The sequence below is a fragment of the Sphingobium sp. B11D3D genome (assembly GCF_025961755.1).
Classification (GTDB): Bacteria; Pseudomonadota; Alphaproteobacteria; order Sphingomonadales; family Sphingomonadaceae; genus Sphingobium.
In genome coordinates this window covers 1,935,104-1,955,757 of the sequence record NZ_JAOQOG010000001.1, presented here as the reverse complement: position 1 = coordinate 1,955,757, position 20,654 = coordinate 1,935,104, and the positions used below count along the sequence as shown (strand labels likewise).

General features: G+C 63.7%; 17 protein-coding genes and 1 riboswitch. Of the genes, 11 read left to right on the top strand and 6 right to left on the bottom strand.

Annotated features, from left to right (window positions below; translation table 11 throughout):
• The first annotated feature begins 1 nt into the window (after position 1).
• Positions 2 to 1,099, top strand: coding sequence for a Gfo/Idh/MocA family oxidoreductase (locus tag M2334_RS09230; protein WP_319801340.1), 1,098 nt, complete (start codon positions 2 to 4; stop codon positions 1,097 to 1,099).
• Between the two features lie 15 nt (positions 1,100 to 1,114).
• Here M2334_RS09230 and M2334_RS09225 read toward each other — a convergent pair whose 3' ends face one another.
• From M2334_RS09225 to M2334_RS09215, 3 genes are read right to left on the bottom strand one after another with little or no spacing between them, the layout of a single operon-like run.
• Complete coding sequence (locus M2334_RS09225) at positions 1,115 to 1,819, bottom strand: TadE/TadG family type IV pilus assembly protein (protein WP_264605269.1); 705 nt, start codon at positions 1,817 to 1,819, stop codon at positions 1,115 to 1,117.
• The gene (locus M2334_RS09220; RefSeq protein WP_181559544.1) at positions 1,816 to 2,478 is read right to left on the bottom strand and encodes a TadE/TadG family type IV pilus assembly protein; all 663 of its coding nucleotides are present in this window, start codon (positions 2,476 to 2,478) and stop codon (positions 1,816 to 1,818) included. Before M2334_RS09220 ends, M2334_RS09225 begins: the two co-directional genes overlap by 4 nt.
• A gap of 1 nt (position 2,479) precedes the next feature.
• Complete coding sequence (locus M2334_RS09215; protein ID WP_264605268.1) at positions 2,480 to 4,669, bottom strand: TadE/TadG family type IV pilus assembly protein; 2,190 nt, start codon at positions 4,667 to 4,669, stop codon at positions 2,480 to 2,482.
• 145 nt (positions 4,670 to 4,814) lie between these two features.
• Between M2334_RS09215 and M2334_RS09210 the strand changes: the two genes are divergently transcribed.
• Together M2334_RS09210 and M2334_RS09205 are read left to right on the top strand one after the other, a co-directional pair.
• Positions 4,815 to 5,486: a hypothetical protein gene (locus M2334_RS09210; RefSeq protein ID WP_264605267.1), complete on the top strand. Its 672-nt coding sequence runs from the start codon at positions 4,815 to 4,817 to the stop codon at positions 5,484 to 5,486.
• Positions 5,487 to 5,507: 21 nt separating this feature from the next.
• Positions 5,508 to 5,990 carry an EF-hand domain-containing protein gene (locus M2334_RS09205; RefSeq protein WP_264570194.1) on the top strand — a complete coding sequence of 161 codons (483 nt, stop codon included), beginning with the start codon at positions 5,508 to 5,510 and terminating at the stop codon, positions 5,988 to 5,990.
• A 51-nt stretch (positions 5,991 to 6,041) separates the two neighbouring features.
• On the opposite strand, the gene M2334_RS09200 is transcribed toward M2334_RS09205, so the two are convergent.
• Entirely contained in the window at positions 6,042 to 7,391 is a 1,350-nt protein-coding gene (locus M2334_RS09200) for a neutral/alkaline non-lysosomal ceramidase N-terminal domain-containing protein (RefSeq protein ID WP_264594564.1), read from the bottom strand.
• 131 nt (positions 7,392 to 7,522) lie between these two features.
• Complete coding sequence (locus M2334_RS09195) at positions 7,523 to 9,151, bottom strand: GMC family oxidoreductase (protein WP_264594563.1); 1,629 nt, start codon at positions 9,149 to 9,151, stop codon at positions 7,523 to 7,525.
• Between the two features lie 63 nt (positions 9,152 to 9,214).
• Between M2334_RS09195 and M2334_RS09190 the strand changes: the two genes are divergently transcribed.
• From M2334_RS09190 to M2334_RS09155, 8 genes are all read left to right on the top strand, one after another.
• Positions 9,215 to 10,645 (top strand): aldehyde dehydrogenase family protein, encoded by a 1,431-nt coding sequence (locus M2334_RS09190; protein WP_264605266.1) that lies wholly within the window; start codon positions 9,215 to 9,217, stop codon positions 10,643 to 10,645.
• A gap of 14 nt (positions 10,646 to 10,659) precedes the next feature.
• Positions 10,660 to 11,334, top strand: a complete 675-nt coding sequence (gene ligK / locus M2334_RS09185; RefSeq protein ID WP_319801354.1) for a 4-carboxy-4-hydroxy-2-oxoadipate aldolase/oxaloacetate decarboxylase — start codon at positions 10,660 to 10,662, stop codon at positions 11,332 to 11,334.
• Positions 11,335 to 11,420: 86 nt separating this feature from the next.
• Positions 11,421 to 11,687, top strand: a complete 267-nt coding sequence (locus M2334_RS09180) for a DUF2171 domain-containing protein (RefSeq protein ID WP_181559551.1) — start codon at positions 11,421 to 11,423, stop codon at positions 11,685 to 11,687.
• A 1-nt stretch (position 11,688) separates the two neighbouring features.
• A complete protein-coding gene (egtB, locus tag M2334_RS09175) occupies positions 11,689 to 12,963 on the top strand; it encodes an ergothioneine biosynthesis protein EgtB (protein ID WP_264605264.1) in 1,275 nt (424 codons plus the stop codon).
• 2 nt (positions 12,964 to 12,965) lie between these two features.
• Positions 12,966 to 13,955 (top strand): L-histidine N(alpha)-methyltransferase, encoded by a 990-nt coding sequence (gene egtD / locus M2334_RS09170; protein WP_413716439.1) that lies wholly within the window; start codon positions 12,966 to 12,968, stop codon positions 13,953 to 13,955.
• A gap of 259 nt (positions 13,956 to 14,214) precedes the next feature.
• Positions 14,215 to 17,157, top strand: a complete 2,943-nt coding sequence (locus tag M2334_RS09165; protein WP_264605263.1) for a TonB-dependent receptor plug domain-containing protein — start codon at positions 14,215 to 14,217, stop codon at positions 17,155 to 17,157.
• Between the two features lie 71 nt (positions 17,158 to 17,228).
• Positions 17,229 to 18,905, top strand: coding sequence for a CocE/NonD family hydrolase (locus tag M2334_RS09160; RefSeq protein ID WP_264605262.1), 1,677 nt, complete (start codon positions 17,229 to 17,231; stop codon positions 18,903 to 18,905).
• 222 nt (positions 18,906 to 19,127) lie between these two features.
• Positions 19,128 to 19,547 carry a MerC domain-containing protein gene (locus tag M2334_RS09155; RefSeq protein ID WP_264605261.1) on the top strand — a complete coding sequence of 140 codons (420 nt, stop codon included), beginning with the start codon at positions 19,128 to 19,130 and terminating at the stop codon, positions 19,545 to 19,547.
• Between the two features lie 6 nt (positions 19,548 to 19,553).
• Here M2334_RS09155 and M2334_RS09150 read toward each other — a convergent pair whose 3' ends face one another.
• Positions 19,554 to 20,477, bottom strand: a complete 924-nt coding sequence (locus M2334_RS09150) for a homoserine O-succinyltransferase (RefSeq protein ID WP_264606062.1) — start codon at positions 20,475 to 20,477, stop codon at positions 19,554 to 19,556.
• Positions 20,478 to 20,513: 36 nt separating this feature from the next.
• A riboswitch (SAM-I-IV-variant riboswitch) is annotated at positions 20,514 to 20,618 on the bottom strand.
• Between the last annotated feature and the right edge of the window lie 36 nt (positions 20,619 to 20,654).

The following is a 20,654-nucleotide window of genomic DNA, read 5'->3' as shown; positions in this document are numbered from 1 at the left end:
CATGTTGAACATGGCCATGATCGGCGGAGGCGGGCTCCTGTCCATCGGCCAGACCCACCGCATCGCGGCGGAGGCGACCGGGCAGATCAGGCTGGTTGCGGGCGTGTTTTCCTCCGACCCGGCGCGATCCCGGCAGGCGGGCCTGGCTTATGGCATCGATCCCGCCCGTGCCTATGCCGATGTGCCCGCTCTGCTGGCGGGCGAGCGGGACCGGGTGGATGGCGCCGACTTCGTGACCATCGTTACGCCCAATCATCTCCATTATCCGGCGGCCGTGGCCGCCCTCGAGGCCGGCCTTGCCGTGATGAGCGACAAGCCCATGACCGCGCGGCTCGATGAAGCCCGCAGGCTCGCCGCGCTTGTGAACGAGACGGGCCGCCCCATTGCGGTCAGCTATCCTTATGGTGGCTTTGCCGCCGTGCGCGCAGCCCGCGCGATGATCTCTGCCGGAGAACTAGGCGCGATCCGCAAGGTCAGCGCAACCTATGCGCAGGGCTGGCTGGCGAGCGCAGCCGGCCATGCGCAGGCGGCATGGCGGGTAGATCCCGCGCGCTCCGGCGCAGGCGGCTGCATCGCGGACATCGGCGTCCACGCCTTCCAGCTCGCCGAGTTCGTCTCCGGCCTGCATGTGAACCGGATCATGGCCGACCTTGGCAGCGTCGTGCCGGGGCGCACGCTGGACGACGACTGCGCCGTGCTCCTGCGGTTCGACAATGGCGCGCGTGGGATCATAATGGCGTCGCAGATCGAGGCGGGGGAGGGCAACCGGCTCCGCCTGCGCTGCGATGGGGAGGCCGCCAGTCTGGTCTGGACGCTTGCTGATCCCCATGCCCTTACGCTGCATCCAATCGACGGTGCCAGTCTTCGGCTCTCATTCGAAGAGGCCGAGCCGGCGATCGCCTGTCCGCCGGGCGTCCACCATGCCGAAGGTTATATGGCGGCCTTCGCCACCCTCTATCGCGATTTCGCGGCGGTTCTTCAGGGCAATGCGGCGCCTTTGCTCCCCGGCGTGCAGGAGGGGTTGCGCGGCATGGCGTTTATCGAGACAGCCGTTGCCGCCTCTCGGGCCCAAAGCGGGTGGGTCGATCTGGCGCTCTAGGCCCGCGCTATCGCCTCAGCTGCTGCAGGTCGAAGCGGTGACGCCTTCATTATTGTAGACGCCCGTGCCGCCATTGCCATTATAGTCGCGGTCGTCGCGCACGGTCATGGCGGCAGTATCGACGATGACGGTCGTCGGCACGATGCTCGCCGAAATGAGCGGTGTATAATCATAGGCCACTTCAACGAAAATGACCGCGCCGCCATCGGGCGCCGTCACCTGCTTGCCGGTTTCGCCCATCGCCGGCAGATCGGTGTCGCCCTGCACGCCATGGGTCGAAGCCCAGCTTTTGGCGCCGAAGCAACGCTGCCAGTGAATGTGGAATTTCTTGGGTTCGGGATTGGGATTGGCGACCGGCTCAAGGCTCGAGATGATGATCCGCCCATTGGTAGCAAGATCGAGCGAGCCGGACTGCATATTAGCGCCGATCAGCAGATCGTTGATCTGCGCTTCGCTGATCTGCGGTGCGGTGAGCAGACTGTTGGTGCCGATGCGGGAGGCGTTATCGGCAACATGCAGGGCGATCTGGCTCACCTGCATTCGCGTGATCGCGAAATTGGTGAGTTCCGCGCCCGCGAGGAACATGCCGAGGATGAGCGGGGCCGTGAGTGCGAATTCCACGGCAGCCACCCCGCTCTGGGCGCCCCCCAGACGTGCGACCTTGCCAAGCCGCACACGGCAGAGCGCGCCTTTGCGCTTGAGGAGCCTCACCGCACTCATGAGCAATACCGCACGGTGGGCGTGCCATCGGTGCCCTGGTCGCCATAGGGCTGGTTTGAGAGCACGGTTCTGGCCACGACATGCGTGGTCCCATGCCCGCCGATCAGTCTGTCGATCGGAAAAAGGCGCGGATAGGAGACCGTCACCGTGAACACGACATTGTCACGCGCGCCCGCGGCGTTGATGGCATTGCCACCGTCGGCATCCCAAACGCCGTTGTTATTGTTGTCTACAAACGGCTCCCCGCCGTCGCAAACGCCATTCTTGTTGGGGCCGCTCGCACTGTCCGTAAAGGGCTCGGCCTGAGCAGCAGCGGCTTGCGAGAAGCTGCGATAAAAGCGCCGCTGGACCGAAACCTCCGCGTCATTATGCAATTGCTTGATCTGGCTTTCCACGACTGCGTCGATCGCATCGCGCGAGGTCGCGTTGGTGCCGGCGGATGTCTCCAGCGTGCCGTCCCGCGCGGCCTTCTGCACGGCGCCCTGCACGACGCTCTGCATGTAGAGCGTGTGCCCAACATCCAGCGCGCCCAGCAGCATGATGAGGAAGCCCGGCAGAATGAGCGCGAACTCGATGATCGTCACGCCGTCCTGCGCCCGCGCGAAACGGCGCAGGACAGGCAAGGCGCGTGCGCCGAACAGATGAGGCGCGCGCCTCATCTCAGTTGGTCAGCCTCAAATCGGCGATTTCGGACGCGATTTGCTTGAAGTTGCTGATCAGCGTCGGTGTATCATCGGCCTTGAAATATTTGCCCGGCGTTGCGCAGTTCTGCAGCCGCGCTTCGGTCGTACTGTCGACGCCGCCGCCATAGGAGACCACCCACAAGGTGATATTGCGGTTGCGGATCGCGGTACACAGCGCAACGAGCCGGCTGTTGAGAACGCTATCGAGCTGGCTATCGCTGGGCGCGTAGGTCGTCTGGCGGCGGTCCCACCACGGAATGCCATAGGCGGTATAGTTTGTGTTGCTCGTCATCGTCGCCCCATCGGTCATGAAGATGATGTGACGCTGTATGGCACCGCCGGTCGGAGTCTCTCTGTTCTCGTCGGCAAAGATTCCGGTCGGCGAAATGAATCGGGCACCCCAGATCATCCCGATGTCATGATAGGTGTTACCGATGGCGCGCAATGAATTGACATAGTTCACAAAGCTGCCCGGTGTGTACCAGGTCTGCAGTTTCTTGGCTTCCGTCGAACAGTAGTAAGTGAATCTGTCTTTGCGAGGGTGAGAAGGGTCGACACCGGAAGCGTCGACATTGTTCAGGGTCCAGTTATTGTTATAGTTTGTCCCCGTATACCGCGACCACGCCGCGCCGGGCAACATTGGCTTCCACTGCGTGTCCGGGTTGGACGGATCAGGCACGGCGTCGATGTTCATGTCGCGAGCGCCGGTGGGAATGGAGTTCCACTCGTCGCTGGGGTCGCCGTCACTGTTTTTGACTGTGGCCCGCTCCTCGATACAGCCGTCCCAGCCCACATCGGCATTTGCCGGGAAATAGAGCGTCGTGTCGCTGGTGGAGCCGGACAATTTGACCGTCGGCCCTGTGGTCGTGGTCAAGGGTAGTGCGACGCTATTGTTCCAGCTGGAACCGCCAGCCTTCAGCCCGGAGACGTCGAACGAGACCTGCTTGTATCGCCATCCAAAAACGCGTTCGTAATCCGTCCAGCTGATCTGGCGCGTGCCAGTTGTCGTCCTCGACCGGGTGTAGGTGCGCGCACTGCTGCTCTGCAGGCGGCAACTGCTGTTTGACCACGCATAGCGATACGCGACGACGGTGTGATTATCATTCTGCTGGTACGTCCGCGTCTGTTGAGTGGCCGGATATGTGGGCGCGGCATAGTCAGAGACCGTCGCGGCTTGCAGGCTGCCGTTGTCCGTGTAAGTTAAAATGGTGCCGTTGGTGTTAAGGTTCGTGCAGTTTGAAGAGGTCCGGTCTGTTCGATTGTTGCTGTAGGACGTGCCGTTAATTGTGGTTGAGCCATTATTGCCGAGGTTAGTCCCCCAGGAATAGCTGCTGGCAGTGTTCAGATTGGTTGGCGCGCTCGACCAGTTGCTCCAGTTGCCCATGGCCTCCCCGCTTGCCTGCCATGCATAGACCGTTTCCATCCGGGGTTCGCGTGACTGATAGGACCAGTTGTTGGCGATCCAGTCATTGTTCAGTAGCTTGCCCACATTCACGTTCACCGAATAGGGCATGAACCCAAGGCGGATCTGCGCTGTGCCGGTGTAAGTGGTGGCCGTAGGGTCGCTGCCGCAGACCTCGGCTGTGTTGACCCGCAGCAATGCTTCATAAAAGCACTTTACTGCGCTCTTCAGGCCGACAAGGCGAGCATTGGTGGCTGGAACATTATTGTTGTTGCCGCTCGGGCAGTAGCTACCATCGGCCGGGCAATTCATCGATCCCGTAACGTCCAGCACGAACATCACGTCGGTGTTCGGGATTTCCATCTTGGCGGTGCAGGTTACGTGCATGGTCCGCTCGGTGATGCCGAAGATGCGCATGATGGTCATGGGCACGGAGACGTCCGCAAAGCCGGTGACCTCGCCGTCATCCTCCGAGAAATCGTGGTCGAGCAAGGTCGTGCCGTAGGCGCCATCCGTGAAATTGGCGTTGAACAGTTCGAGCGCGCGGCTGCGGGTGCTGGTGCTGCCCTCTTCGGTCCAGCTTCCCGATCCCATCGCGCGGCGACCGGCCAGCACGCCGGCGTCACAAGCCTGTTGCAGTCGCGTCTTTGTGAGGTAGAGACGGCTCATGTCCACGCCGCCGCCAATCAGCCCCGCCAGCGGAATGAGCGCCGCTGCCGAAATGGCGATGACGTTGCCGCGCACGTCGCGGCCAAGCCTGGTCATGAAGCTTGCGCCTGCCCGGTTGCGCATTCCTGTCCTCACTGCCCTTGAAGCCACCCATCCGGCGAACGATTGCACCGCCACCGGCCCGATCCTCGCCTTATTCAGAAGTGGTGGACAAATGCCTAATTCGGTTGGTTGATCGTTGGTGAATGCGCCGCCTACCGCGCTCGGTGCCGATCACGAGCCCGCCCCGTTGCAGCGCCTGTTGCTCGCACACACGCCTGCGGCGGAACGCTCATGGCATGCGCTGTGCTGGCAATTGGATGCCCGGTTGGCGGAACTGATCCGTCGACGGGCCGATCCGACCATCGCCGCCATTCGCTTCGCCTGGTGGGATGCCGTGCTGGTGGAACGGGATGATGCCAAGGGGCGCGGCGAGCCTCTGGTCGATGCCTGGCGCCAGCAAGCGGACGCCGGTGCCAGCACCGCGGCCGAACGGCTGATCGACGGATGGCGCGTGCTTGCCTCGCCCGATCCTCTCAGCGACGAGGATTTGCTGGACTATGCGCTGGCTCGTGGCGGGGGGCTGTTTGCGCTGCTGGCCGGAGGAGAGAGCGAGGCGGCCAATCGGCTCGGCGCGCTCTGGGCCTTGTGGGATCTGGCCGGTCACGCCAGCGAGGAGGCTCTTGGGCGCCGGAGCCTCACGCTTGCCTCGGATTTTCTGCCTGGGGATGCACGATCAGCCCGCAGTCTGCCGCGCCCCCTGCGTTTGCTCGCCGCTGTTGCCATGCCGGACGTCCGCGCCGCCCGGCTGCCATCGCGCGGCTTCACGCCCCGCCAGTACAGCCGCTTGCTGATCGCCGCCCTGCGCGGTTAATCTCCCTGCGGGGGGCCTGCGATGGGGCGATTCTTTGCCGGTGTACTTTCCGCGCTGCTGTTCGTCGCGGCGGGGCTGTTCTGGTGGCAGTCCGCCGTGGATGCGGACATGCAGCCGCGCGTCGCCAATGGTGGCCTGCGCGCAGAAGCGCCGCCCTTGCCCGGGCCGGGCGATCCCAATGCACGCGGGGCGCCGCCGCCCGACGTCCCGGAAGCCACAGAGCGCACCCGCGAGCAGAAGCGCTTCGACCGCTATGATCGCAATCGCGATGGCGTGGTGACGCGTCTGGAAATGATGGCGAGCCGAACGAGCGCGTTCCGCAAGCTGGATAAGGACGGCAACAACCTCCTCTCGTTCGAGGAGTGGGCCGTGGCGACATCGACCCGTTTTGCCGGAGCGGATGCAAACCGCGATGGGCGTCTGGTCCCAGTCGAATTCGCGACGACCGCACCCCGGCCCAGCGCGACGCGCGCGGGGCCGGTCTGCAAGTGCGAAGAGGATTGAGCCGAAGCGGATTGGGCCGGAGGCGGGAAGGGGGCCGTAGCCCCCTTGGCCTTACTTGGCGGCGTCAGTCTGCTCGACCAGATCGAGCAGACCATTGACAATGCCGCTTTCCGCGCAGCCGGGCTTCAGGCGCGAGGACACCACCTCGAAGGTATATTGGCCAAAAGCCGCATCGTTCGGGATGTAGCCCGATGGGCCAAAGCCGTTCGTCAGCGTCGCCATCATCGTGCGGCGCGAGGGCGCCTGCGCCTTGAAGCTGGTCGCGATGGGATTGAACACCTCGCCATTCACGCCGCCGATGAAGACATCGCCGATCTTCAGCATGCTGAGGTGAATGGGGATATCTGCCGCGTCGACATAGGTGCCGGCATAGCCTGCGCGGCCCTTGTCGGTGCGCTCGCGACCGGGGCACACCAACGTCTTGCTGGCGCCGGCGATGCCGTTCACCTTCTCGGGCCGTTCGAGGCGCAGGCGCATGGTCTGCAGCACTTCCTCACCCAGCATCTGGCCCATGGACTGGGCCATCTGCTTTTGCTGTTCCATCAGTTTGGCGACTTGCGGGTTCTTGCGGTCCATGCCGACGCCGCCGGGCGGCATGGCATTGCTGATGTCTTCGCCGCGCTTGGCATAATCGGCGATGCGGATCGCGCGCAGATCGTAGGTCTGCTGGAAGAAGATCGGGTTTTGGTCGCCCGCAGCACCCTCGGACCATACGGCCACCACATCATCGCCCATCGCATTTTCGATATAGCGGGAGGCGGCGCCGGGCAGATCGCCGCTCACCAGATCGAGATTGCCGGTCAGCACGGCATGGACGGCGTAGTTATAATAGATGGCGACCGGCTTTCCGGCCGCATTCTCGAAGCGCAGCACGGCCACGGTCTTGTCGGACGGGCCATCGACATTGGGGCCTTCCCACCAACGACGGTTGTCCGGGTCGATGATGTTGCGGTTCACGTTGATGTAGGACTTGCCTTCGCCGAAGGCGACCTTGCCCGGCTGCATCTTGCCGACCGCTTCGCGCACGGCCTGGACGATCTGGTCCTCCAGCTTGGGGTGCGGACCCCAGGGCACGCTGTGGGTGTGGGTCGCGGTGAGCATGACGCGCTCCGGCGCGATGCCGAGATCGCTGCTCAGGCGAGCGGTGACGCCGCTCCACAGGTCCGTCGGGATTGCACCCACATCCACCGTCACGAGCGCGGCGCGCTCGCCATTGCTCTCCAGCGCGATGGCGCGGACGTAAATGGGGTCCAGAACGCCGGTATAGGGCTCTTTCAGGCTCTTGGCGGCCGGGGTCCAATCGACCTTGGCGGCGCCGACTTTCAGTTCTGCCTGAGCAGGCGCGGCGATCGCGGTCCCCATGGCCAGCATGGCGGCGCCGGCGATCAAAAATCTCTTCATTTCAAAGCCTCCTCATCCTCGTGCGGCTGCGGCGAGTCTCGCATCCAGCGGGCCGATGGGTGGGAGGGGTAGCGAAGCGAGGCGGGAAGGGCCAGCAAAAATGCAATCGATTGCCGCGGGAGTGTCCCCCTTCAGCCGGACTGCGGCGGGACGACGCCCAGAATCAGGTCGGCGGCCTTTTCCGCGATCATGATCACCGGCGCATTGGTATTGCCGCCCACAATGCGAGGCATGACAGAGGCGTCGGCCACGCGCAGGCCCTCAATGCCACGGACCCGCAAGGCCGGGTCGACCACAGCCTGCTCATCGGTGCCCATGGCGCAAGTCGAGGAGGCATGATGGGCGAGCACGCTGCTGCGGCGATTATAGGCGTCGATCTCCGCATCGCTCTGCACGCGATCGCCGGGCATGATCTCGCCTCCGGCAAGGTCGCGCAGCGGCGCGGTGGCAAAGAACTCCCGCAACATGCGCACCGCCCGGCGCATCGTCACCAGATCCCGTTCGTCCTCATACATGTTGATTCGGATCTCGGGCGCGTCCGCCGGGTTGCGCGAGCGCAGGCGCACGCTGCCCCGGCTTTCGGGCCTCAGCAACACGGCGAACGCGCTCATGGCATGACCGGCGCCCTTGCGGATGCCGGGGAACCAGACGCGGGCATCGAGCCGGGTGGGGTAGATATTGGCCTTGATATCCGGCCGCGCCAGCCCGGGCCTGGTCGGCATGAAGCCAAAGGCGGTGACCGGCAATTGAGTCGCCCGGTCCCCCCGGCCGAGGAAGAAGCGTCCCACATTCAACAGAAGCCGGTCGAAGCGCAGATTGCTTTCGAAGCCGATGGGCTCGGTCAGCGTGTAGCCAAGGCCGGTGAGGGGATGCTCCTGAAGATTGCGGCCAACCCCGGGCAAATCGGTCACGACATCGATACCGAGCGCGCGCAAGTCGTCCGCCGGGCCGATCCCGGAAAGCATCAGCAACTGCGGCGAGTTGTAGGTGCCCGCGCACAATATGACCTCGCGACGTGCGCGCAGCAAAGTCGGCCGGCCTTTATCGATGATCTCGACGCCCACCGCGCGCCCGGCCTCGATGACGATCCGGGTGACCGTGCAGCCGGTCCGAATGGCCAGATTGGGTCGATGCGCGACGGGATGCAGGAACTGCCGCGCACTGCTGGCGCGGCGGCCTTTGTCCACCGTCACTTCGGGCGGTGCAAAGCCGTGCCCGCTATTTGGCCCATGCTGATCGTCGAGAATTGGATGGCCAAGGGCGCGCGCGGTCTGCATCACCGCATCATGCAAAGGCCCAGTCGTCTCGACCGGGCTGACCGTCAGCGGCCCGTCGACGCCATGATCTGCGCTGTCGCCGCGCCAGCTCCGTTCGGAGCGGCGGAAATAGGGGAGCACCTCGTCCCAACTCCAGCCGGTGGCGCCGAGTGCCGACCATTCATCATAGTCTGCTGGATGGCCGCGCGCGTAGACCATGCCGTTGATCGAGGAGGTGCCGCCCAAAACCTTGCCCCGTGGCAGCCACAGGCGCCGGCCATCCAGCCCCGGCTCGGGCTCGCTCCAATAGGGCCAGGTCAGGAACGGCATGGTTTGCAGCTTCATGAAGGCAAAGGGCATGCGGATCAGCGGGTGGCGATCGTGCCCGCCTGCCTCCAGCAACAAGACCCGGTTTTCCGGCGCGGCCGACAGGCGGCTGGCGAGGACGCATCCCGCCGACCCCGCGCCGATGATGATATAATCTGCGCTTTCCGATTGCGGCACCGGCGCCTCTCTGAAATAGTATATTCTCGTGCTATACAATTCTCACGCCAAGGTGTCACGACTTTGAATGCTCCGCTGTATCAGGATCGTCTCTTCATCGGCGGCGCATGGGTCGAGCCGCATGGCCGGGACATCGTCGAGGTCCGGTCTCCCGCAGATGGAAGGCTGCTCGGGCGCGCGGTCCTCGGCGATGCGGTCGACGCAGATCGAGCCGTCGCAGCAGCCCGGCAGGCGTTCACCTCATGGTCGCAGAGCAGCATCGCGGAAACGCTGGACGTGCTCGCCCGGATGCGCGCCGCCTTCGAGACGCTGGCACCCGCGCTGGAGGATCACCTCATGCGGGAGATCGGCCTGACGCGCATGGTCGCGCAGGGGCAGAGCATGATGTGCCGAGCGCATTTCGACAGCATGGCCGAGATCCTCGCGCGCTATCCCTTCGCCCAGAAGATGCCCGGCGGGTTCGAGATCGTGCGGGAGCCGATTGGCGTGGTGGTGGCGATCACCAGCTGGAATGCCCCGGTCAATCAGATGCTGTGCAAAGCCGTACCGGCGATCGCTGCGGGCTGCACGGTAATCGTCAAGCCGAGCGAACATGCGCCATTGTGCGGCGGGCTGCTCGCGGAGGCGATGGCACAGGCGGACCTGCCGCCCGGCCTGTTCAATCTCGTCAATGGTCGCGGCGCGGATTGCGGGCAGCGCCTCGCCGCGCATCCCGATGTAGACATGATCTCGATCACCGGATCGGTGGCGGGCGGCGCGGCGGTCGCGGCAGCGGCGGCACCGACGATCAAGCGAGTGCATCAGGAACTGGGCGGGAAGGGCGCCAACATCCTGCTGCCGGATGCCGATTTCGCGGCGGTCGTCCCCCGCAGCGTGGCGGCATGCATGATGGTGGCAGGGCAAGTCTGCGCCGCGCCGACCCGGCTGATCGTCCCGGCCGACCGGTTCGAGGAGGTTGCCGCGCTTGCCGTGGCCGCCGCGCAGGGCCTCGTCGTGGGGCCGCCTGATGATCCCGCGACAAGCTTCGGCCCGCTGATGAACGCGGCGCAGTTCGATCGCGTTCAGGGCCTGATCCAGCAGGCGATCGATGAAGGCCAGTCCCTATTGACCGGGGGTCTCGGACGACCCGCCCATCTACCGACCGGCTATTACGCCAGGCCAACCATCTTCGGTCCGGTCGCACCGGATGCCGCCATCGCCACGCAGGAGGTCTTCGGCCCGGTCCTGTGCATCCTCACCTATCGCAATGTTGACGAGGCCATCGAAATCGCCAATGCCACCGACTTCGGCCTCGCCGCCTATGTGCAGTCGGCCGATCCCGCGTCGGCGCGGGCCGTCGCAGCCCGTGTGCGGGCCGGTTATGTGTCGATCAACTTTCCGCCATGGACGGCGGCGGCGCCGTTCGGGGGATACAGAAGGTCGGGCAATGGCCGGCAATATGGTGTCTGGGGACTGGAAGAGTTTCTGGAGACCAAGACAATCATCGCAAGCTAAAAGGGGCAGGAGCAATCATGGGTGTGGTCGTACAGAATATCGAGCGTGCTGATCCTGAGGTGATTGACGGTCTGGCGGCGTGCGGTGTTGCGACGGTTCATGAGGCGCAGGGGCGCACGGGTTTGCTGGCGAGCTACATGCGGCCGATCTATGCCGGTGCGCGGATCGCGGGCAGCGCGGTAACGATCAGCGCGCCTCCGGGCGACAATTGGATGGTGCATGTCGCCATCGAGCAGTTGAAGGCCGGCGACGTGCTGCTGCTGGCGCCGACCAGCCCGTGCGGGGATGGCTATTTCGGCGATCTGCTGGCGACCTCGGCGCAAGCCCGCGGCTGTCGCGGCCTGATCATCGATGCCGGCGTGCGCGATGTGCGCGACCTCACCGAGATGAACTTCCCGGTCTGGTCCAAGGCCATTTACGCGCAGGGCACGGTCAAGAACACGCTGGGCAGCATCAACATTCCGGTGGTCTGCGCCAATGCCCTGGTCAATCCGGGCGATGTGATCGTGGCCGATGATGATGGCGTGTGCGTCGTCCCCCGCGCCAATGCGGCTAAAGTGCTGGAAGCATCGCGGGCACGGGAGGCGAACGAGGCTGGCAAGCGCACGCGCCTTGCAGCCGGAGAGTTCAGCCTCGACGTGTTCGATCTGCGCCAGCGGATCATGGACGCCGGGTTGCGCTACGTCTGAGCCAAAGATTCGCTCGGATCGCGCTGCATCCAATATCGGCCTTGCGCGTTAGGCTATCGGGTTCCCGATTAAGCGTGGAGGCAATTGTGGCCGATCTCAGCAACGTCAAAGAGCATATGTCCATCATCGGCGCCGATGGCGTGCATATCGGCACGGTCGACCATGTCGAGGGCGACCGCATCAAGATGACGCGCGCGGACAGCGGCTCGCATGGCAAGCACCACCATTATTTGTCTGGCGGCCTCGTCGCAGAGGTGGAAGGCGACAAGGTGCGCTTGTCCGCAACCGGAGCAGCGGCCCTGCTGTTCGAAGAGGAGCAGGACGGGAAGCCGATCGCGGACATGAATCCCTGAGATGGCCAGCCGCGCGCAGGTCGCCGAGGCATGTTCTGCAGACCTGGCTGACCGTTTCCAATCTGTCCGCTCGCTTTCTGTCGATCTGGCGGTGCCGCTGAGCGACGCCGACGCGACGGTGCAGTCGATGCCCGACGCCTCGCCGGCCAAGTGGCACCTCGCCCATACGACCTGGTTTTTCGAAACCTTCCTGCTGCGCGACCATGCGCCGGGCTATGTCGCGCATGACGATCGCTGGGCCTATCTTTTCAACAGCTATTATGAAGCGGAGGGGCCGCGACACCCGCGTCCACACCGTGGCCTGCTCACCCGACCGACACTCGCGGAGGTCCGCGACTATCGGGGGCGGGTCGATGAGGCGGTCCTGAATGCGATGCCTCTGCTTGCGAAGGCCTGCCCGGACTTGCTAACCCTCGGCCTCCATCATGAGCAACAGCATCAGGAACTGATGCTGACCGATCTCAAGCATCTGTTTTCCTGCAACCCGCTGGATGTCGCTTTGTGGCCCGCGCAACCGCGAGGACATACCGAAGCGCCCGCCCTGCGCTGGATCGAGCGGCCAAGCGGCCTTGTCGAGGTTGGTCATGCAGATGGCGCTGGCACCTTCGCCTTCGACAATGAGCAGCCGCGTCATCCTCATTATCTCGCGCCCCATGCGCTCGCCAATCGGCCGATCAGCAATGGCGAGTGGCGCGCGTTCATCGAGGATGGTGGCTATCGCATGGCATCCCTGTGGCTGTCCGACGGATGGGATTGGTGCAATCGGGAAGGGATCGGCCACCCGCTTTACTGGCGGGAGTCGGATGGCGCCTGGGAGCAGTTCAGTCTTTCGGGCTGGCAGGCCGTGGATGATGCCGATCCTGTCACGCATATCAGCTTCTACGAGGCCGATGCCTTTGCGAGCTGGTCCGGCGCGCGCTTGCCCACCGAGCAGGAACTGGAAGCGGCGGCACAGGGTGCCGATCCTCACGGCGGCATCCAGCTTGACGGGCCGGGACCGGTCACGCCGCGATGCCCGGAAGACGGGTCAGGCCTTCTCTCGCTGTTCGGCAATGTCTGGGAATGGACCGGTTCGGCCTATCGACCCTATCCCGGCTTTCGCACCGCCGAGGGCGCGGTCGGCGAGTATAATGGCAAGTTCATGAGCAGCCAGCTCGTTCTGAAGGGCGGGAGTTGCGCCACGCCGCGCGGGCACATGCGCGCCTCGTACCGGAATTTCTTTCACCCCCATCAGCGCTGGCAGTTCACCGGACTGCGGCTCGCAAAGGACTGCTAACCATGGCGACGATGCCCAAACTCGATCTGCTGGACCGCTGCGCACCGGATGAAGGCACCAGTGCATTTTGCGAGGACGTCCTGTCGGGGCTTTCGCAACGGCAAAAGGCCATCCCCGCGCGCTGGTTTTACGATCTTGTCGGCTCGGAACTGTTCGAGGATATCACGCGGCTGCCCGAATATTACCCGACCCGCACGGAAGTCGGCTTGCTCAAGGCCCATTGCGGCGATGTCGCAGACGTGATCGGTGAGGGGCGGGTCGTTGTGGAGTTCGGCTCCGGGAGTTCGCTCAAGACCCCGCATCTGCTGCGGCAGGTCAATCCTTCGGCTTATGTGCCCATCGATATTTCCGGGGAATTCCTCCTCCAGTCCAATGCCGATCTCGCGCAATTGCTGCCGGATCTACCAATCTATCCGGTCGAAGCCGACTTCACCAAAGCCGTGGCGCTGCCCTCCGCGCTGCGGGGCAGTGCGATGCTCGGCTTCTTTCCCGGCTCCACCATCGGCAATCTCGCGCCCTTCGCCGCGACGGACCTCTTACGCTCGATGCGCGACACGCTCGGCCATGGCTCGTGGCTGCTCATCGGCATCGACCGGGTGAAGCCAATCGATCGCCTGATCGCCGCTTATGACGACGCGCAAGGCGTGACCGCTCAATTCAACCTCAATCTCCTGCACCGGATTAACCGGGAGCTGGGCGCGGACATTCCCGTGGACGATTTCCACCATGTCGCCCGTTGGAACCCCTCCGCGAGCCGGATCGAAATGCATCTTGAGGCGCATCGGGACGTCGCGTTCCAGGTCGAGGACCGCCTGTTCTTCATGCGCGATGGGGAAACCATCCATACTGAGAACAGCCACAAATATACTGAACAGTCCGCCCGCGCTCTGCTTTCGGCCGGTGGCTGGACCCACCGGCAGGTTTGGACCGACGCCCGGGAGGACTTTCTCCTGATCCTCGCCGAGGCTGAGACTATTCCCCTCGCTCCCTGACCTCTTTGGGGGTTTTGGTGCTCAGAAACCCCCATCCGAGTGGACTTTTTCAACGCAAAGCCCCGGTTTTGTGACGGATATGTCACACCTCGCCAATGAGGCAGTTAACTCGCGCTAAAGGTGTTGAGGGATCAATTCTCCCTTGATAGTCCGTCATCGTTGTTTTTCCAGCATGTCGAACGGGGGCGGGCATTGTCTTTGCGCGCGCGTCGTTCGGCAAAGCTTGTGCCTAGTGCCTGATCAGGAGAGGAGATTGTCCATGTCCCCATTCATTACCCGTTCGCGCGTTTTGAGGGCCGGTGCCGGTGCCAGCCTGAGCGCTCTCGCGCTCGGCATGGCTTTTGTCGCCACGCCCGCTTTCGCCCAGGACGCCGCGCAGCCGCAGGATGATGAGGCTGGTGAGGCGATCATCGTCACCGGCTCGCGCATCGCCCGCACCGGCTTCGATCAGCCCACCCCCGTCTCCGTCGTTGGCGGTGAGCAGATCGCGCGCCAAGCCGCCGTCAACGTCGCGCAGGTGCTGAACGAGCTGCCGTCCTTCCGTCCGCAGGCGACGCCGAGCACCAACGCGATCTTCGCCAACAACATCGGCGCCTCCACCGCCGACTTGCGCGGCCTCGGCGCCAACCGCACGCTCGTGCTCATCAATGGCCGCCGCGTGGTGGCTTCGACCGTGCAGGGCAGTTCCTTCGCCAATGCCGGCGCGGTTGACCTCAACATCATCCCGACCTCGCTGGTTGAGCGCGTCGACGTGGTGACCGGCGGTGCCTCGGCCGCTTACGGCTCGGATGCCGTCGCGGGCGTCGTCAACGTCATTCTCGACACCAACCTGACCGGCCTCAAGGGCTCGGCGCAGTACGGCATCAACGATGCAGGCGATGGCAAGGAATATCAGTTCGCGCTCGCCGGCGGCATGGGCTTTGCCGGTGGCCGTGGTCACATCGTCGCGGGCGTCGAATATTCCGATAATAAGGGCACGGGCGATTGCTACACCCGCGACTGGTGCGCGCTGGGCTACAACACGGTTGCCAATCCCTATCGTGTCGCGACCAATCCCTCGCTAGGCCGGGTGGCGCCGGGTCTGCCGGCAACATTGATCCTGCCGAACACGACCACCGGTTCTTCATCCTATAATGGTTTGATCCCGCTGGTTCCCAACACGCCGGCAAACGCTGCGCTGATTGCCTCGGGACTTCCGGGTCTGGAGTTCCGGTCCAATGGCACGACGGGTCGTCACGACTTTGGAACCTACTACGGCTCCGGCCTCTTTCAGAGCGGCGGCGGCGACGGGCGTCAGCCTTTTTACGATAACTTCCCCATCGCCGCGCCTGTCGAGCGTCTGAACGCCTTTGCTCATGCAAAGTTCGAGGTCGCAGACGGCATCGAGCTGTTCACCGAAGGCTCGTACAGCCGGGTGAACGGTTCCACCATCGGCGCTCAGCGCCGTGACCTCGGCAATCTGACGATCCGTCAGGACAATGCCTATCTCCCTGATTCCGTCGCGAATACCATGGCAACGTTCGGCCTCGCATCCATTCCCTTCGGGCGCGTGTGGGAGGATCTTGGACCGCAGCGTTCGACGGTGAAGCGTGACACCTACCGCGCGGTCGTGGGTATCAATGCTGAAATGTGGGGCGACTGGAAATTCGATGCTTATTACCAGTTCGGTCGCACCGATTACTGGCAGCGTGGTTACAACACCTCGATCACGCCGCGCATTCAGCTGGCGATCGATGCCGTCGATCAAGGTGAATTCACCACCGGCGTTGCGAATGGCAACATTGTCTGCCGCGGCACCCTACAGGGCGTTGCCGCTGCTGCAGGCTGTGTGCCTCTGAACCCGTTCGGCGAGGGTAATGTCTCGGCTGCGGCCAAGGCTTGGACGCACGGCACGGTTGAACAGGACACCCGCCTGACCCAGAACGTTGTGGCAGCCTCGATGAACGGTACGCTCTTCCAAGGTTGGGCTGGCCCGATCAAGGCGGCGACTGGCGTGGAATTGCGCCAGGACATCGCACGCGGCCGTGCCGACGCGATTTCCCGCGCGCTCCAGTTCTACACCGGTCCGGGTGCGCCGATCGATGGTAAGGTCGACATTTTCGAAGCATTCGGCGAGCTCGATGTGCCGCTCGCGCCAGGTGTGTTCTTTAACGGTGCCGTTCGCTACACCGATTATTCCACCAGTGGCGATGTGATTACCTGGAAGGCCGGCCTGGAAGCCGCGCCGCTCGACTGGCTGCGCTTGCGCGGTACGCGGTCGCGCGACATTCGTGCGCCCAATCTGTTCGAGCTGTTCGGCCCGACGCAGACTAGCTTCCAGAGCGTCAACCCGGCAGCCGGTGGCCAGGTGCTCGCCTCGGTACTGCTGGGCGGCAATCCCAATCTCGTCCCTGAAGAAGCGGATACCCTGACCTTTGGCGTGGTGCTCCAGCCCGACCTCGGCAGTGCTGGGCGCCTTCGGTTCTCGGTTGACTACTTCGACATCAAACTCAAGAACGCCGTTTCTCAACTTGGGGCGCAGGTGATCGTCACGGGTTGCGAGGTGAGCAATATCGCGACACTCTGCGATCTTATCACACGCGCTCCGCTGCAGTCCGGTCAGACGCTGGGTACGATCCAGTCGATCACCAACCGCAACATCAATCTGGGTAGCCTCATAACGCGGGGCTGGGATATCGAGGCGGCCTACACGTTGCCGATCAACGTGTTGGGCGGTAGCGTTTCGCTGCGCGGCATGGCCACGATCATCGACGATCTGATCACCGACTCGGCAAGTGGCGTCATCGACCGTGCGGGCATGAATGGCTCGCCCGTGTCCCAGCCCTCGGGCATGCCGCGTTACATCATCAATGGTTATGTGACGTTCAACGCTGATCCTGCGACCCTGCAGGTTCAGGTGCGGCACATCTCCGGCGGTACCTATAACAATGCGCTCGTGGGGCCGGGGCAGTACGGCTACGATCCGAACCGTACGGACAGCATCAACGACAACTACATCGCGCCCTGGACCTATGTGAACCTGAACGGCAGCGTCGCGGTCTGGAACCGTGGCGACCAGAAGATGGAGATCTTCGGCGCGATCAATAATTTGTTCGACAAGGATCCGCCGGTGGACGCACCGTCCAGCTTCGGTCCGACCAACAACGTGCTGTATGACGTGGTTGGCCGTTCCTACCGCATCGGTGCCCGGTTCAAGTTCTGATCCGTTAATGATGTGCCCGGCGGTCGAACCGATCGCCGGGCATTTTTAATTTCCAGACGAGAGGATAGTCGATGAGCGATACGGCCGGCTTCACGCTGATCATGCAGGATAGCATTGATCCCACGACAGCACCGGGCAAGCCGCCGCTACCGCCGATTGCCCATGAGCAGTGGGAAGAGGACGGCCTCCTCATCGATCGCAATATCCAGGTGACGCTGCGCGACGGCGTTCACATCTATGTCGATCTTTATCGTCCCGCCGATGCCGCCGCTGGCCCGCTGCCCGTGCTTCTCGGCTGGAGCCCTTATGGCAAGCACGGCCTGTCCGATAAACTCTTCCCGCCGCATTCAGGCGTGGAGGCCGGTTGGATGTCCCGCTTCACCGCCTTCGAGGCGCCCGATCCTGCCTTCTGGTGCGCGCATGGCTATGCCGTGTGCAATGCGGACTCGCGCGGCATGTGGCAGTCCGAGGGCGAGGTGCGCCACAACGGCCTGGGCGAGGGGGAAGATTGCTACGATCTCATCGAATGGCTCGGCGTGCAGGATTGGAGCAATGGCAAGGTCGGCATGACCGGCGTCTCCTATCTCGCGGCGATCCAGTATCTCGTCGGTCAGCTCAAGCCGCCGCATCTGGCCGCCATCAACCCGTGGGAAGGCTTCTCGGACTGGTATCGCGAGTTTGCCTATCATGGCGGCATTCGCGAGACGGGCTTCCTGCCGCGCGGCAGCAGCAATCTGCGCTTTGGCCATCAGCGCTACGAGGATACCAACGCCAATGTGCAGTCGCACCCTTTGTACGATGCCTATTGGGCAAGCAAGGAAGTCGACCTGTCGGCCATCGACATTCCGGCGCTGGTCGTCGGCAGCTGGGCGGATCAGGCGCTGCATACCCGTGGCACCTTCGAGGCCTTCCGGCAATTCTCTTCGCCGGACAAATGGCTGATCGGCCATGGCCGCAAGAAATGGGCACATTATTATATGCCCGAGAGCAAGGAGCTGGCCCGCGTCTTCTTCGATCGCTATCTCAAGGGCGTCGAGAGCGGCCTTGCCGACTGGCCTAAGGTGATGCTCGAAGTCCGCGAAAGCGCGCAGACATGGACCATGCGCGGCGAGCAGGAATGGCCGCTGGCACGCACGGTCTACACGCCGCTCTATCTCGATGCCGCGACCGGCACGATGCAGGGCGAGCCCGTGGGCAATGCAGCCAGCGCCTCCTACGATCCGCTCGATGAAGCCGGCGAGGCCCGCTTCGATATCCGCTTCGACACGGACACCGAGCTCACCGGCTACATGAAGCTGCGCCTATGGGTGGAAGCGCAGGGTGCCGACGACATGGACCTGTTCCTCGCGCTGCAGAAGCTCGATGCCGATGGCAATCCGGTGGGCATGACCTTCTACGCCTTTTTCGAAAATGGTCCGGTGGCACTGGGTTGGCTGCGGGCCAGCCATCGCGCGCTGGATGAAGCACGCTCGACGCCGTTCCAGCCGGTCCACAGCCATCTGGTCGAGGAGCCGCTGGAGCCGGGCGTTCCGGTGCCGGTCGATATCGAGATCTGGCCGTCCTCCACGCTGTTCCGGGCGGGCGAGCAATTGCGCGTGGTCGTGAAGGGCATGGATATCTATCGCGAGGGCCTGCCGATGCTGCCCTTCGCGCGCCACGAAGAACTGCGCAACGCCGGCACGCATGTCATCCACACCGGTGGTCAGTATGACAGCCATCTGCTGGTACCGGTCATCCCCAAGGCGTGAATTCGAACGCCCGCGACGTGGAGTTTTCCACGTTGCGGGCGCGCTCGCGCACCTAAATTCTGTCGGAACTGAGAGGGTAGGCGGCCGCGCGCTGTTCAGGCGTTCGCTCCCTGATTGGCGGCGCGTAGCGTTTAAATAGCGGGCTGCTTCAGAGGTAGCGTTCCCACCAATTAAATGCCTCCATGCCTTGAAAGGAATGATATACCATATCATAATAGCGGTATGGAATTGAATCACACAGCCGCCGCATCTCCCCTCACGCAAACCCGGAGCAGAAACGACTGGCTGGACGGCTTCGCCGTCTGCGCCTCCGTCGCCTGCATGATCCACTGTCTGGGACTGCCGCTGCTGCTGGCAGCCCTCCCGGCCTTCGCCGATCAGATCGATCCGGGCGAGAGCTTCCACGCCGTCGTCCTCGCGCTCGCGGTGCCGACCAGCGCCTTGGCGCTGGTGAGTGGTTGGCGCAGGCATCGCGCGCCCGTGCCTTTGGCGATCGGCGCGGTCGGCCTGGCGCTGATGGCGGTTGGCATCCTGTTTGCCAGCCGGGAGATTCTGGAAACGGCGATCACGGTCTCGGGCAGCCTGCTGCTCGCGGGGGCGCACATCGCCAACTGGAGGCTACGGCGTGCGCGGAACCGGTGATGTCCTTCACGACACCGGCAGTGGCTCCCGCCCGACATGCACGAGGTCGAACGCGGTGGTTTGATAGGCCTCGTTGATCCAGTTGGCGAACAGCAGATGGGCGTGGCTCCGCCAGCTGTTCAGCGGTGGACGCGTTGGGTCATTCTGCGGGAAATAGTCGACAGGCAAACAGGCCCCGCCATCGCGGGCATATTCGCGCGCGAGCGTCTCCGTATCATATTCCAGATGGTTGAACATGTGGAGCATGTGCCGGGCCTCGTCATAAACCAGGCCCGCGCCTGTTCCGGCCGCATCGGCAAGGATCTGCAGATGCGGCGCCGTTTCCAGCTCCATCTGCGGCACCTCGGTCCAGCGCGACACCGGCACGTCGAACACGTCGGATATGCCCCGCAGATATGGCGAGGTCGGCACGCGATTGCGATGCGGGAAGATCCCGAACGCCTTCTGCTCCAGGGCGCGCTTGCGCAGGCCATGGAAGTGATAAAGCGCCGCCTGCGCCGCCCAGCAGATCGTCAGGCTGCGGTGAACATGCGTCTGCGTCCAGTCGAAGATGTCGGTCAGCTCCGGCCAGTAGCGTACATCCTCATAATCGAGCCGCTCCACTGGCGCCCCGGTGATGATGAAGCCATCGAACCGCTCATGCCGCACCGCGCTCCACGGGCGATAGAAGGCGGCCATATGATCGGCGGACGTATTGCGGGTGGCGTGATCCGTAATCCGCACAAGCGTCAGCTCGATCTGGAGCGGCGTGGCGCCGAGCAGCCGGGCGATCTGTGTCTCGGTGCTGATCTTGTCCGGCATCAGGTTCAGCAGGCCGATCCGCAATGGCCGGATGTCCTGCCGCGTTGCGGTGCCTTCGTCCATGACGAGGACGCCTTCCGCTTCCAGGGTACGGCGGGCGGGGAGGTGGTCTGGTATCTTGATCGGCACAGTGCGTCGGTCCTTGTCCGGGTCGACGCTGAGTGGCTTGATCCGCATAATTGCCGTTCGGCCACATCCTCCTTGCGGAGTGCCACCTTGCCCGGATTGGCAGGTTGGCGTTGGGCGTCGCCCCAACTCTTGATGTACCGAGCCTGCTAGACGCTCGCGCGGGCTTTGGCAACCGCG